Here is a 14,168-nt window from a genome sequence, read left to right on the forward strand (position 1 = left end):
ATAATGGAATTTTTACAGGAAAATTTAATCTATTTGGTGCTTGTGTTCGCGCTGATCGGCATTGGAGTGATGATCGTAAAATCAGCATGGGTACGGAAACAGGATGCCGGCGACGACCGGATGAAGGGTATCGCGAAAAACATCCAGGAAGGTGCCTTGGCATTTCTTAGGGCTGAGTATCGGATTCTCCTCATCTTTGTACTCATTGCGTCGATAGCGCTCTTTGCGGTGTCTACCGTGGTTGAAACTACACACTGGATCATTGTCGTTGCCTTTATTTTCGGCGCGTTCTTTTCAGCACTGGCGGGAAATATAGGTATGCGTATTGCCACCCAGTCCAATGTGCGTACCACACAGGCCGCAAGGACTAGTTTGCCCAAAGCGTTGAAGGTCTCGTTCTCAGGTGGCACGGTGATGGGATTGGGTGTAGCCGGACTGGCCGTGCTCGGTCTAACCATCTTCTTCTTGATTTTCCTTAACCTATTTATTACGGATAATCCCAACAACCTCTATCGCGAGATGACCGTGGTGCTGGAAGCACTGGCAGGATTCTCGCTTGGAGCCGAGTCCATTGCACTTTTTGCGCGCGTGGGTGGCGGCATCTACACGAAAGCCGCCGATGTAGGTGCAGACCTCGTGGGCAAGGTTGAGGCAGGGATTCCGGAAGACGACCCACGGAACCCGGCCACCATTGCCGATAATGTGGGCGACAATGTAGGAGACGTAGCCGGCATGGGTGCCGACCTATTTGGTTCTTATGTGGCCACCGTACTGGCTTCGATGGTGCTTGGAAATTACATCATCAAAGACATGGCCGAAGTTTCGGACGCACCTTATACCGATGCATTCAACGGTTATGGCCCCATCCTTTTGCCCTTGGTGATTGCCGGCATCGGCATTATCGCTTCCATCATCGGAACACTGTTCGTTAAGGTAGCTTCCAACGATGCGAAAGAAAACCAAGTGCAAGCCGCACTGAACCGGGGAAACTGGGTAGCGATTGTATTGACGGTTATCGCTTGTTTCTTCCTGATCGGCTTCATGCTGCCCGAAACCATCAACATGAAATTTTTCGGCGAAGGCGTCAAGGAAATACCCCGCACGAATGTATTTTATGCAACCATCGTGGGCTTGGCGGTAGGCGGATTGATTTCATCTTTCACCGAATTTTATACCGGATTGGGTAAAAAGCCCGTACTGAATATCGTTCGGAATTCGTCTACCGGAGCGGCGACCAATATCATCGCCGGATTGGCAACCGGTATGAAGTCGACCTTTTCTTCGGTCTTGCTTTTCGCATTGGCTATTTGGGGTTCATACGAATTGGCAGGCTTTTATGGGGTCGCCATCGCCGCATCGGCCATGATGGCAACGACCGCCATGCAACTGGCTATCGATGCATTCGGCCCCATTGCGGACAATGCCGGCGGTATCGCCGAGATGAGCGAATTGCCCAAAGAAGTACGCCAGCGTACCGACATCCTTGATTCTGTAGGAAATACAACCGCTGCGGTGGGAAAAGGCTTTGCCATTGCTTCTGCGGCGTTGACCGCTTTGGCACTATTTGCGGCCTACGTAACGTTTACCGGGATAGATGGCATCAACATCTTCAAAGCCGATGTGCTGGCTGCCTTGTTTATCGGTGGGATGATCCCGGTTGTTTTTTCGGCATTGGCCATGCAATCCGTTGGCAAGGCCGCAATGGATATGGTGAATGAAGTTCGCCGTCAGTTCCGGGAGATTCCGGGGATCATGGAAGGGACCGGAAAACCCGAGTATGGCAAATGCGTCGATATCTCGACCAAAGCAGCACTCCGCGAAATGATGCTTCCCGGTGCCATCACCATCATCACGCCGATTATCGTCGGTTTCGTGATGGGAGCCGAAGCACTGGGTGCTTATATGGCTGGCGTTGCGGTTTCAGGTGTGCTTTGGGCCATTTTCCAAAACAATGCGGGCGGCGCATGGGATAATGCGAAAAAATCATTTGAAGCGGGTGTGGAAATCAATGGTGAAATGACCTACAAAGGTTCGGATGCACATAAGGCCGCCGTAACCGGCGATACGGTCGGTGATCCGTTCAAAGATACGTCCGGCCCGTCGATGAACATCCTCATCAAACTAACGTGCTTGGTTGGATTGGTCATCGCCCCCATTTTGGGTGGACACACCGCAGACAGCCAAGCGAAAAATGATGCTGAGGTCCCAACCGAACAGGTGGCTGTCTCGCAAACGGCTAACCACGGCCTCGAACAATAAAACAAATAACCCATCTGTGAGGTCATTTTAGTCCTCCAGATCAACATAACATCCCCGGTACTGGCTCAGTGTCGGGGATTTTACGTTCTTACCCAGGCGTTACAAACGGTGATATATAAAAATATTATATGATTTAATCATAAAATTTGTAGGTTTGGCATGCCCACACATGAATGGGCCTAAATTAAAACAGAAAAGATCAAAGCTCATGTTATTTAAAAAGACGATTCCAACCCTGATCGCCGAGGCCGCGGAGAGTGGCGAAGGCACGCTGAAAAGGACATTATCGAGTAGCGGTTTGGTGGCGCTGGGTGTTGGCGCCATTATTGGTGCCGGCCTGTTTTCACTTACCGGCATCACTGCTGCCGAGAATGCAGGGCCCGCAGTAACGATTTCTTTTATCATTGCGGCTATCGGCTGTGCTTTTGCTGGGCTATGCTATGCGGAGTTTGCAGCCATGATTCCGGTGGCTGGAAGTGCATATACCTATTCTTATGCTACGATGGGCGAATTCGTAGCCTGGATCATTGGGTGGGACTTGGTACTTGAGTATGCATTGGGCGCTGCAACCGTGGCATCGAGCTGGTCACAGTATTTCAATGAGCTGTTGTTGGTGTTTAACATCCATTTGCCCGAAAGCATGCTCCATGGCCCTTGGGAAGGCGGTATTATCAATATCCCAGCGATAGTTATTGTTTGTTTACTTTCCCTGCTACTCATGCGCGGCACACAAGAGTCGTCGATTGTCAATAATATATTGGTGGTTGTTAAAGTAGCTGTGGTACTGATTTTCATTGCATTGGGGTGGAGCTTTATTAATCCGCTGAACCATGTACCCTTTATCCCGGTGAATGAAGGCGAACAAATGGTTAAGTCCGGCCAGCTGGGATTTTTCGAATTTTTCAAAAGCGACTATTTCGGACACTACGGCATCAGCGGAATTATGCGTGGTGCCGGTGTGGTTTTCTTTGCATTTATCGGTTTCGACGCTGTCAGCACCGCGGCCCAGGAAGCAAAGAACCCACAAAAAGGAATGCCCATAGGTATTATCGGATCACTGCTCGTATGTACATTGTTGTATATGCTCTTTTCGTATGTGATGACCGGCCTCGAAAATTATGCTAATTTTGCTGGCGATGCCAAGCCCGTGGCCACCGCATTTGCAAAGACAGGATATACGTTCTTAAATACAGCGCTCATTGTGGCAATTCTCACAGGATATACTTCCGTAATGCTGGTGATGCTGCTCGGTCAGAGCCGTGTATTTTATACCATGAGTAAAGATGGTTTGCTGCCCCGTTTTTTTTCTGACCTGTCAAAAAAACAAACACCTTGGAAGACCAATTTAATTTTCATGGTATTTGTAAGCATCTTTGCCGGATTCGTGCCTGTTTCAGATTTAGGTCACATGGTAAGCATCGGTACCTTATTTGCCTTTACACTGGTTTGTATCGGTATTATGGTGCTTCGCAAAACAAACCCCGATGCCCCACGCCCGTTCCGTACGCCGTTGGTTCCACTGATACCGATACTCGGTATTGTCGTGTGTATCGCGCTGATGGCATCCCTCCCTATCGAAAGTTGGGAGCGGTTAGCTATTTGGATGATCATTGGCGTTGCTATCTATTTTCTTTACAGCAAGCGTCATAGTAAAATACGTGCTGCGGTGGAGGCGGGAAAACCGCAGGGTCCGACCGTTTAGCCTGGTAAAAAAATAATCTGCACGGCCTTTCACGCTCACGTGAAAGGCCGTGTTTTTCTTGTCCCCCCCTGTGCAACCCATATGGCTCAATCCATCAACGGGAATCAACACATCCCTCCATTTGTTGATAAAAAAAATGTTAGATAATGACCTGTTAACATTAACTTCATATGTAAAAAGCTACCTTTGCAGCGTAAAATCATCATTCATCCCATGAATGCACTATTTTTCACTGCACACACTACGAAGCCCTTTTCACTGAAAGTGAAAACCCCGCATTGTTTACATTCACTTTTTCCACTAATTATTGTACATATGAACGCAAAAACTACCAAATGCATCACCCTGGTTGCTATGTTACTTCTATTTAGCAACTATTCATGGGCACAACGCGTGCTCACGGGGAAAGTCACCGATCGCGAAGGTCCCGTAGCGGGCGCAACCGTGCTGGTCAAAGGCACTACGCAGGCTACAGCCACAGATGGTGAAGGGAACTTCAGCCTGTCCACCGACCTTGAGTCGGGCGAGGTCGTCATCCGCATACTCGGGTTTACCAGTAAGTCGATTCCCTTTTCTGCACAGACGAACCTAGGCACCATCGTCTTAACGACTTCCGACTCGCAATCGTTGGAAGAAGTCGTGGTCGTTGGCCGTGGCATCATCGATATTGCCGAGGATCGGAAAACGCCGATTGCCGTATCTACCGTTTCCCGCGCCGAGATATTGGAAAAAGGTATCGGTAACGTAGAGTTTCCGGAGATTATGAAAAATATACCGTCGGTATTCATTACTAACCAAGCAGGTGGATTCGGTGATGGCCAGAACTTCCTTCGCGGCTTTGATCAATCCAATACCGCTTACCTGCTGAACGGCCAGCCCATCAACGGCATGGAAGACGGCAACATGTATTGGTCAAACTGGAGTTCCATCGCCGACATCGCCAATGCGGTACAGGTACAGCGCGGCCTTGGTTCATCCAAATTAGCCATCTCATCGGTTGGTGGTACGGTCAACATCGTAACGAAGGCTACGGATATGCAGGAAGGCGGTTCGGTTCGCTTCCTAACCGGCAACTACGGTTATGCCAAGGGTACGGTGGCGTATAACACAGGGCTACGCGGAAAATGGGGCTTCTCTTTCATGCTCGACTATTGGCGTGGCGATGGCAAGTATGCCAAAGGTACCGCCGGCGAAGGGCAAAGCTATTTCTTCTCGGTAGGATATAGGCCAAATGAGCGCCATAATTTCAACTTGATGGTATTCGGTGCGCCCCAATGGCACGATCAAAACTATTCAAAGGCATTGTTGACCCGGTATAATACGAACGGTACGATCAATACGCCTGGCTATGATATAACGGGTATCAAAGGAAATTCCAACTACGGGTACCTCAACGGCGAGGGATTGGCTGTCCGCAAAAATTTCTACCATAAACCGGTAGCCAACTTTAACTGGGATTTTGAAATAAACGACCAATCATCGCTATCTACCGTACTTTATGCTTCCCTGGGCCGGGGTGGCGGCGTAGGTCCGCTCGGCAATGGCCTGGGTTTCATAGACCAGCAATACGGTGGCGGATACCTGCCTGACGGGTCAATCAACTGGCAGGGCGTGATGGATTACAACGCTACCATTGCCAACGGCATCGGTGCCGGCCGCAACGGTTCCCTGTTGCGCGCTTCGGCCAACAACCACGCTTGGTATGGTTTAGTAACGAACTACAATTTCGACACACAGCGTTATTTTACCTTTAATGTAGGTGCAGACATCCGTTTCTATCGTGGCGACCACTTCCAACAGTTGGTCGACAAATTGGGACTGGAAGCCTGGAATGCGCCAAACGAAAACAGGGGTAGCGGCGATTACTTAGTGACCAAAACGTTTAAGGCCAATCCGTGGACCGCGCTGTTCAATCCGGCAGGTGAGGAATACAGGGTAGGTTATGATAACTCCGAGCAACTCAACTACCAAGGAGTGTTCGGTCAGGCCGAATTTAGCAATGGCATTGTTTCGGCGTTCGTACAGGGTGCTGTTTCAAACCAATCGTACCAAAAGTTTGATCGTTGGAACTACACCGGCGGCCAAGCCGAATCGCCCGTTGAAAACAAATTCGGGTACAACGCGAAAGGGGGTCTTTCATTCAATTTTGAAGAAGACCACACTGTCTTCGGGAACGCCGGTTTCTATTCCCGTCAGCCTTTCCTAGACAATGTATTTATCCAGAATACGGTGGACTTTACTGATCCCGTGGTCGAAAACGAGGAAATTTTAGGTTTTGAAGCTGGTTACCGATTTACCACGTCCAATATCACGGTCAATCTGAACGGCTACTACACCTCTTGGGCAAACCGCTTTCTGCTGCAAAGCGGCACGTTTGGTAGTGAAAACACCGAAGGTGCTTACTTGATTACCGGCATTACCCAATTGCACAAAGGGTTGGAGCTCGACTTCCAATCGCATATCACAACCAACTGGATGCTGCGCGGCTATGCATCCGTCGGCGACTGGCAGTACGATAGCGAAACTCCGTTCCGTTTCCGCGAAGAGGTAAATTCCGAAATTATCGGCACAGGCAATTTAGACTTGTCGGGGGTTAAAGTGGGCAATGCGCCGCAGACATCGCTTGGATTGGGCACGAAATACACTATCCTCCCCGACTTGTCGGTCGATGTGGATTTCAACTTCTACGACAACCTGTATGGCCAGGTAGACCCGGAAGATGTAGTCGGCGCCGTTCTCGATGGCGAGGTATACGAAGCTGAAAAACTGGATGGCTTTGGTGTGCTAGATGCCGGGGTGTCTTATACGTTCCGCTTTGGTGGGCAACGGTTGAAATTCCGCGGGAACGTTTATAACGTACTCAACAAGGAGTATTTTGGCCGTAAAGACGGGTTTGGGTACTTCTACGGGTTGGGCACCACGTGGAACGCCGGCCTCACATACAGCTTCTAGATTTCCTTATCATTTAAACAGAGAAGGCCGTTTCGTCCTGTGTGGCGAAACGGCTTTCTTATGAATTGTAATGGAACTCCTCCACGTAGGGAAGCTCCATCATCGCATTATTGAAGCGTTGCAAATTCTGCCGATCGGCAGACAATTCAAATACCACGGACAACTTACGGGCACGCTTAGCAACCGTCTTGCGCGTGTATCTGATACGGTATTCGTCCATCACCTGCTTCAGTTTCTCCAGGTTGTGGGCATCCGTATCATGGAATCCTACATAGATAGTGCGCGTAAGGAACAGCCGTTCCATTGCGTTCTCCACCTTATTGAATACCGACAGGATAATAACCGTAATCACCGAAAGCGAGAGTGCCAAGCTGTAGTAGCCTATGCCTGCCGCCATACCTATACCTGCCACTACCCAAATCACCGCGGCGGTGGTAAGACCCATTACCGAAAACTTGTCCTTGAATATGACCCCCGCACCTATAAAACCGATACCGGTGATGATGTTTGCCGCTATCCGGTCATCACTTCCCACGCCAAAACGGGATACAATGGTAAATGCGGTGGCACCCAAGCAAATCAATACAATGGTGCGGAAACCGGCGGACTTATTTTTATACTCACGCTCCAGCCCCACGAGGCTACCTGCCAATAGGGAAACCCCGATGGCCACTAAATCGTTATCTTCCGGCAAAAATTCCATCTTCAGCTCTATTAATCCAAATAAGCATACGTGATCCCTTCACCTCCACGGTCAGGGTGTTCATCCTCCATACGGGTCACTTCGCCGTACTTGCGCAGATATTCCCGTATAAACTTACGTAAAATCCCATCACCCTTACCATGGACGATCTTCAGGCTCGGAAAGCCCATCATCACCGCCCTATCGAGGTACTTCTCGATGGCTGAAAGGGCCGCATCCGTACGCATCCCCCGGACATCCACCTCCGGACTGAAACTGGCGACATTATCGGTTAGTTGCGTCTGGTTTGAACGGTGGCTGCCTGCTTTTTGCTTCTTCCTGTCTATAAGCACCACGTTGTTCCGCTTTTGAACGGTGCGGAGTTCCCCCATCGCCAACACAAGATTGTTTTTTGCCGTACTGATGACTTCCGCCTCACTGCCTGTCTCCAATATTTTAACCCAATCGCCTACCTGTATAGCAACTTCGGGCATTTTTTGTTTTGCCGGCGTCTCCCCTTTCTCTTTCGCCGGTGCATGTCTATCGAGTTCCTGACCCAACCGCTTGCGGAGCATCTTCGTTTTTAACTTATCGGCCTGGCTCTCGCGGATGCCTGAGATGGTGTTTTCCACCAGTTTATTGGCGTCGCGGATAATTGCTTGGGCTTCTTCCCGTGCTTTGCTGATAATGGTCTTTTTGTTGTCTTCCAAGTAAGCCTGCAGCGCGTCGTTTTCGGCCTTCAACCGTGTGAGTTGCTTCTCTTTCTGGTTCAGTGATACCCTTTCATCATGCACATCCTTTTTTTCCCGCTCCAAATCGACCAATAGCGTATCTACCCGCTTTTGTTGGGCACCGATTTTTTGCTTCGCCGCATGCAATATGTTCTTGCCCAAGCCGATTTTCTGGGCAATCTCAAAGGCATAGGAACTTCCCGGCTTACCGGTTTGGAGAATATACAACGGTTGCATGGCCATATTGTCAAACAACATCGATGCATTTTCAATACCCTCCGTGTTACTGGCAAACACCTTCAAATTGGAATAGTGCGTGGTTACCACGCCCCGCACCTGTTTCCGGTTAAGCACTTCCAACACCGCTTCGGCAATCGGACCACCGAAAAGCGGGTCGGTACCTGTGCCGAACTCGTCTATCAACACCATGGTTTTAGCGTTGGCATGTTCCGAGAAATACTTCATTTTGGTGAGATGCGCACTATAGGTACTAAGGTCACTTTCGATGGATTGGTCATCACCGATATCGGCGAATACGTATCGGAAGATACCCACCTTCGACGTTGGGTCGGCCGGGATGGGCAACCCCGCTTGAACCATCAATTGCAGCAAGCCGATGGTTTTCATACACACCGATTTACCACCAGCATTCGGTCCCGAAACCACTACGATGCGCTGCCTTTCGTCTATCGTGACGTTCAATGGCACAACCGTTTGGCGGGTTGCCTTGAAACTGAGCAATAACAAAGGGTGCCGCGCATTGACAAGCGATATCGACGCCTCTGTGGTCAATTCGGGCATATGCGCGTCGATATCAATAGCAAAAAGTGCTTTTGCCCGAACAAAATCAACTTTGGCAAGGAGCCGGTGATAATCGACCAGCAAGGGCACATGGGGCCTGAGTTCATCGGTAAGAGTGGTAAGTATACGGACAATCTCCCGTCGCATTTCAAACGCTAGATCGCGCACCCTGTTATTGAGGTGGAATACCTCTTCCGGCTCAATGTATGCAGTCTGCCCCGTGGCCGATTCGTCGTGTATCCAGCCTTTCACCTTCCGTTTGTTCTCGGCAAGCACTGGAATACACAGGCGACCATCGCGTACCGTCAGGTTGCCATCGGCGGTCCACCCCTGCTGTTGCGCGGTCCGGAATACCTGGTCTATGCGTTTCCTCGCCTCTTGTTCCGCCTTGGCAATGTTGGCTAGGATGTCCGATAATGCTGGCGACGCGGTCGGCTTCACATGACCTTTGGCATCGATTACCCGTTCGATAGCAAGCAAGAGATCTTTTTCTATCGGCAGGTGCTCAAACAACGTTTCGAGGTTGGGGTATTGGCCGTTCCGGTCGTTAAAATAACGGATGATCGCAAATACGGTCCGCAAAGAAAGCATGAGTTGGAAAAAATCCTCCTCCGCCAAGAAAGCGCCCACTACTCGTGCTCTTTCGGCCAGCGGTCGTATCGGATACAGGTGGTCTACAGGCAGTGGCGAGTCATTGATAAGCAACTCTTTGAATTCCACCGCCTGCCGAAGGAACCGGTTGATTTGATCGTAGCGGGTTTGCGGTTGTATCCGATCCACCAGTTCCCTCCCAACATCGCTGAGGCACTTCAGCGCAATCAACGCCTTTACATCAGCAAACCCGAGTTTCTCGACGGCGTTTTCTGGATAAGTCATGGTCAGTTGGCTTTCTTGAGGGGTCTTAACGGCGGCATGGCGTGGTCTTCCTCTTTCGGGGCCGGTATAGGTGCGGCGGGGGGTGCCACAGGCACCGTACGCGGTAACAGTATGTGCTCCAATGGAGCAACGTCCCTCAGCCCCACTGTCTCCATCAAACGTTCTCTCAACAACGCGTGGGTTATGGGTATCGGCTGGCCATACCCGAGGCTATCGGGGCCATCTATGTAAAGCAGGTAGCGCTTGCGCTTAAGATCTAACGAGTCACGTGTCACTTTCCGTAAACTATCCATGTGCCGGGAAGTGGCTATTGAGTCGGCCTTCCGCTGTAGATTGTATTTTTCCTCCGTCGCTTTTTGGTCGGCCATGTTATATGCCTCCAATTGTTTCTCTATACCGGTGTACAGTGCCTTCATCAGTTTGGGCCGCGACGAATAGAACTCGACACTCCGTTCAAAAGTAACGGAATCTATGGCATACCGATTGAATATCGCGTCGTAATACGCATCCCGGTAGCGTCGAGCGGAATCGGCGAGCATCGAAGCCAGCTGGCCATCCGCCAGGTGCATATCAAGTAGTACATTCCCCATCTGCTGCTGCGGCACCACGTCAGGTGGTATCTTGCGTCCACAGGCACCGCCTAAAAATAAAACCATCAGTACGATCGTCGTCAGCCGCATGTATTTACCTAACCTTCTTTAACTACATCACTACGATAAACTAACCGCCAATTCCAACACAACACCTTTGGCGGATACCCGTAGGTTTCGTAGTTTTGTGCAAACTTAGACAAATTGCTATTTAAATGCAATTTGTCGATCTCTCATCTGCCATTGAGAGAAAGTTGAGGAAGATGAAACTTAGACAAATTGCTTCGCAGTTTGCATAAACATTGTACTGTATTTATGGATGTAGCCAATCAGATAAAAACCATTAGCGAGGAGTTAAACCGTTTAAATATCACCTTGGTGGCCGTCTCCAAGACCAAGCCATTAGACACGATTCAGGAGGCTTACGACGCCGGCCAGCGGATTTTCGGAGAGAACATCGTACAGGATTTGGTAGCGAAATACGATGCATTGCCCAAAGACATCCAATGGCATCTTATCGGTCACTTGCAAACCAACAAGGTAAAATACATCGCGCCGTTCGTGGCGCTTATCCACTCGGTGGACAGTCTGAAGCTACTCAAGGAGATCAACAAGCAAGGGGCAAAAAACAATCGCGTCATCGACTGCCTGCTGCAAGTACACGTCGCGGCAGAAGATACCAAATTCGGGCTTGACCACGTGGAACTGATCGAACTGCTGCGATCGGAAGAATTAACCGGGTTGGAGCACGTACGTATACGCGGGCTAATGGGTATCGCTACCAACACCCCGAACGAACGGGAAATAAAAGCAGAATTCAGCGAACTAAAATCGTTGTTTGACGGCGTTAAGGCCAGCTTTTTCAGGAAAACCGATCATTTCGACACCCTCTCCATGGGGATGTCGGCAGATTACAAGCTAGCTATCGAACATGGGTGTACCATGGTTCGGCTGGGAAGCACGCTTTTCGGTAATCGGTGATAAACGGGCCGGACAATTGAAGGCTAATGGGCATGGAAACGACAACCCCTACTATACGCAAAGCGATTGCTGCAGACTGTACGCAATTATTAGCGCTGGTTAAAGAATTGGCCGTTTATGAGCGTGCTCCCGATGAGGTGACCGTTAGCCTGGATGAATTTATCGACGCCGGCTTTGGCGCCAACCCCGTGTGGGAAGCATTCGTGGCCGAAGTGGACGGCCGCATCGTGGGGATGTCACTTTTTTATATCAGGTACTCTACGTGGAAAGGCCGCCGGCTATACCTGGAAGATATCGTTGTGACCGAAGCCATGCGTGGCAGAGGCCTCGGCAAGCTGCTTTTTGAGGAGACCTGGAACCTGTGCAAAGCACGCAATTACAGCGGAATGGTCTGGCAGGTGCTCGAATGGAATGAGCCGGCCATCCGGTTCTACAAAAAATATGGAGCGACTTTTGACGGTGAGTGGGTAAATGTATCCATCGCCGCTGGTCGTTAGTCATTGTATAATAGGAAAGGAATGAAATTAAGCAAACTGTATATTTATGGCCTGATAGGTATCTTGTTAATGGAGGCCTGTCAGCTCAACACGGACAAGGAGAAAACACAGGCCGGGAAGCCAGCCGCGGACACCTTGGCTTACGCCTATGAAGATTATATCAAATACAGCAGCAACCTGATTAAGACCAGCGAGACAACCGATACGACTTTCTTTGCGGCATCGTACCCGGTGTTTGATGAGCCGACAGCTGATCGATTTGTCCGAATGGCGCTCCTGGGCAATGACACCACGACAGTGGCCGAAGCTGCGGGCACATTTATAGGAGAATTTGATCGCTTCTTCGCTTCTGACCCGTTTCCCCGTGTATGGACCTCGGCGTCGCACGCGAAGGTGTATAGCATCACGCCTACGTATTTGGCATTGGCCATCCATGCGTCGTCCTATACCGGTGGTGCCCACGGCAATTATGCAACTATCTTCAAGCACTACGACCTACAGGCAAACGAGCCACTGGCCCTCGGCGATATCGTAAACCCCTCGTTCCAGAACGAGCTGACGGCTGTAGCCGAGCGTTATTTCCGCAACCAGGAGAACCTTGGGGTCAACCAGCCGCTCGAAGGCACCTATTTCTTTGATGACGGACGTTTCAGCCTACCCGATAACTTTGCCCTCGAGTCCGATAGCATGCTGTTCCTTTATAACATCTACGAAATAAAGCCCTACGTAAACGGGCAGACGGAACTCCGTGTGCCTTATGCCGATCTCGAACGGTTATTGACGGATCGTGCAAAACGCATCATCACTGAACTGAATACACCAATTGAACCTTAATGCAAGTATTTAAATTTGGCGGTGCATCCGTCAAGGACGCCTCGGGCGTAGTGAATCTGGGCGCTATCGTTTCGGCACACAAAGACCATGCGCTGCTGATCGTCGTTTCTGCCATGGGCAAAACCACCAATCTGCTTGAGCAGTTGGTGCGAAACCATGTAGACGGCTCGGAGACTGCGACCCACCTACTCGAAGAGACCAAGCACTACCACCATACGATCATTGAGGAGCTCTTTCCCGACAAAGACCATCCCGTCCATAACGAAGTGGCCAACCGATTCGTTGAAATCGAGTGGATACTGGAAGAACCGCCGATGGACCCCTACGACTACCTATACGACCAAATCGTAGCCGTGGGCGAGCTTGTTTCCACCACCATTGTAAGCCACTATCTGCAAGCAATCGGGCTGAAAAGCAGGTGGCTGGACGCCCGCGATTATATCCTTACCGACAACACGCACCGCGAAGGCCGGGTTGATTGGCAGGTGACCGCTTCGCGCATACAGGCGCAACTGCCCCAATTACTCGAAAGCCAATTGCTGGTAACGCAAGGATTCATTGGTTCCACATCCGAAAATTTCACCACCACATTGGGCCGCGAAGGGTCGGATTATTCAGCGGCCATTTTCGCCGCTTGCCTCGGGGCGGAAAGCCTCACCATTTGGAAAGATGTACCGGGAGTGCTTAATGCGGACCCAAAATGGTTCGACCAAACGGAGCTTATTCCCGAATTATCCTATCTAGACGCCATTGAACTGACATATTACGGGGCTACGGTTATCCATCCGAAAACAATCAAACCATTACAGAATAAAAACATCCCCCTCTTCGTGAAATCATTTATTGATCTTGAAAATGGCGGAACACAGATCAAGGGCACCCATGAATCATTGCCGGTACCGTCGTTCATTTTCAAGGTAAACCAAGTACTGGTGTCTATTTTGCCCAAGGACTTCTCTTTCATTGTTGAAGATAACCTGAGCGATATATTCAGCCGTTTCCATGCACATAAAATCAAGGTAAACATGATGCACAACAGCGCCGTGAGTTTTTCGGTAAGCATAGACGACACGGGCAGTAATGTGGACGCCTTGCTTGGGGATCTCCAATCGCGGTATGACGTACATCACCAGAATGGATTGGAGTTGATTACCATACGCTACTATAACCAGCAAACCATCGACCGGGTACTGGTCGAAAAGGAAATCATCATGGAACTGAAAGACAGTTATACCTGCCAGCTTTTGGTACGTAAACTGTAAT

10 protein-coding genes are annotated in these 14,168 nt (G+C 50.0%); 7 read left to right on the top strand and 3 right to left on the bottom strand.

The features are described 5' to 3' along the window. The first annotated feature begins 3 nt into the window (after window positions 1-3). The 3 genes from ACEVG1_RS12995 to ACEVG1_RS13005 all read left to right on the top strand — a co-directional run bounded on the left by ACEVG1_RS12995 (window position 4) and on the right by ACEVG1_RS13005 (window position 6,913). Window positions 4-2,259: a sodium-translocating pyrophosphatase gene (locus ACEVG1_RS12995; protein WP_374744125.1), complete on the top strand. Its 2,256-nt coding sequence runs from the start codon at window positions 4-6 to the stop codon at window positions 2,257-2,259. A gap of 208 nt (window positions 2,260-2,467) precedes the next feature. Further along, window positions 2,468-3,961 (top strand): amino acid permease, encoded by a 1,494-nt coding sequence (locus tag ACEVG1_RS13000; protein WP_374744127.1) that lies wholly within the window; start codon window positions 2,468-2,470, stop codon window positions 3,959-3,961. 315 nt (window positions 3,962-4,276) lie between these two features. Next, window positions 4,277-6,913: a TonB-dependent receptor gene (locus ACEVG1_RS13005; protein ID WP_374744128.1), complete on the top strand. Its 2,637-nt coding sequence runs from the start codon at window positions 4,277-4,279 to the stop codon at window positions 6,911-6,913. 58 nt (window positions 6,914-6,971) lie between these two features. Here ACEVG1_RS13005 and ACEVG1_RS13010 read toward each other — a convergent pair whose 3' ends face one another. The 3 genes from ACEVG1_RS13010 to ACEVG1_RS13020 are packed head-to-tail and all read right to left on the bottom strand — an operon-like array spanning window position 6,972 to window position 10,683. After that, window positions 6,972-7,616 (bottom strand): MgtC/SapB family protein, encoded by a 645-nt coding sequence (locus tag ACEVG1_RS13010; protein WP_374744129.1) that lies wholly within the window; start codon window positions 7,614-7,616, stop codon window positions 6,972-6,974. 11 nt (window positions 7,617-7,627) lie between these two features. Continuing rightward, entirely contained in the window at window positions 7,628-10,003 is a 2,376-nt protein-coding gene (locus ACEVG1_RS13015) for an endonuclease MutS2 (protein ID WP_374744130.1), read from the bottom strand. A gap of 2 nt (window positions 10,004-10,005) precedes the next feature. Beyond that, complete coding sequence (locus tag ACEVG1_RS13020; protein ID WP_374744131.1) at window positions 10,006-10,683, bottom strand: DUF4296 domain-containing protein; 678 nt, start codon at window positions 10,681-10,683, stop codon at window positions 10,006-10,008. Between the two features lie 225 nt (window positions 10,684-10,908). Here ACEVG1_RS13020 and ACEVG1_RS13025 point away from each other — a divergent pair, with 225 nt between their 5' ends. Genes ACEVG1_RS13025 through ACEVG1_RS13040 form a run of 4 tightly spaced genes read left to right on the top strand, consistent with a single transcriptional unit; the run spans window position 10,909 to window position 14,167 of the window. Continuing rightward, window positions 10,909-11,574 carry a YggS family pyridoxal phosphate-dependent enzyme gene (locus ACEVG1_RS13025; protein ID WP_374744133.1) on the top strand — a complete coding sequence of 222 codons (666 nt, stop codon included), beginning with the start codon at window positions 10,909-10,911 and terminating at the stop codon, window positions 11,572-11,574. Between the two features lie 32 nt (window positions 11,575-11,606). Beyond that, on the top strand, window positions 11,607-12,071 hold the full coding sequence (locus tag ACEVG1_RS13030; RefSeq protein ID WP_374744134.1) for an N-acetyltransferase family protein: 465 nt from the start codon (window positions 11,607-11,609) through the stop codon (window positions 12,069-12,071). Between the two features lie 21 nt (window positions 12,072-12,092). After that, the gene (locus tag ACEVG1_RS13035) at window positions 12,093-12,905 is read left to right on the top strand and encodes an RsiV family protein (RefSeq protein WP_374744136.1); all 813 of its coding nucleotides are present in this window, start codon (window positions 12,093-12,095) and stop codon (window positions 12,903-12,905) included. Next, window positions 12,905-14,167, top strand: a complete 1,263-nt coding sequence (locus ACEVG1_RS13040; RefSeq protein WP_374744137.1) for an aspartate kinase — start codon at window positions 12,905-12,907, stop codon at window positions 14,165-14,167. The genes ACEVG1_RS13035 and ACEVG1_RS13040 overlap by 1 nt, the downstream gene beginning before the upstream one ends. Window position 14,168: the final 1 nt, after the last annotated feature.

Source organism: Parapedobacter sp. 2B3 (genome assembly GCF_041925275.1).
GTDB lineage: Bacteria > Bacteroidota > Bacteroidia > Sphingobacteriales > Sphingobacteriaceae > Parapedobacter > Parapedobacter pyrenivorans_A.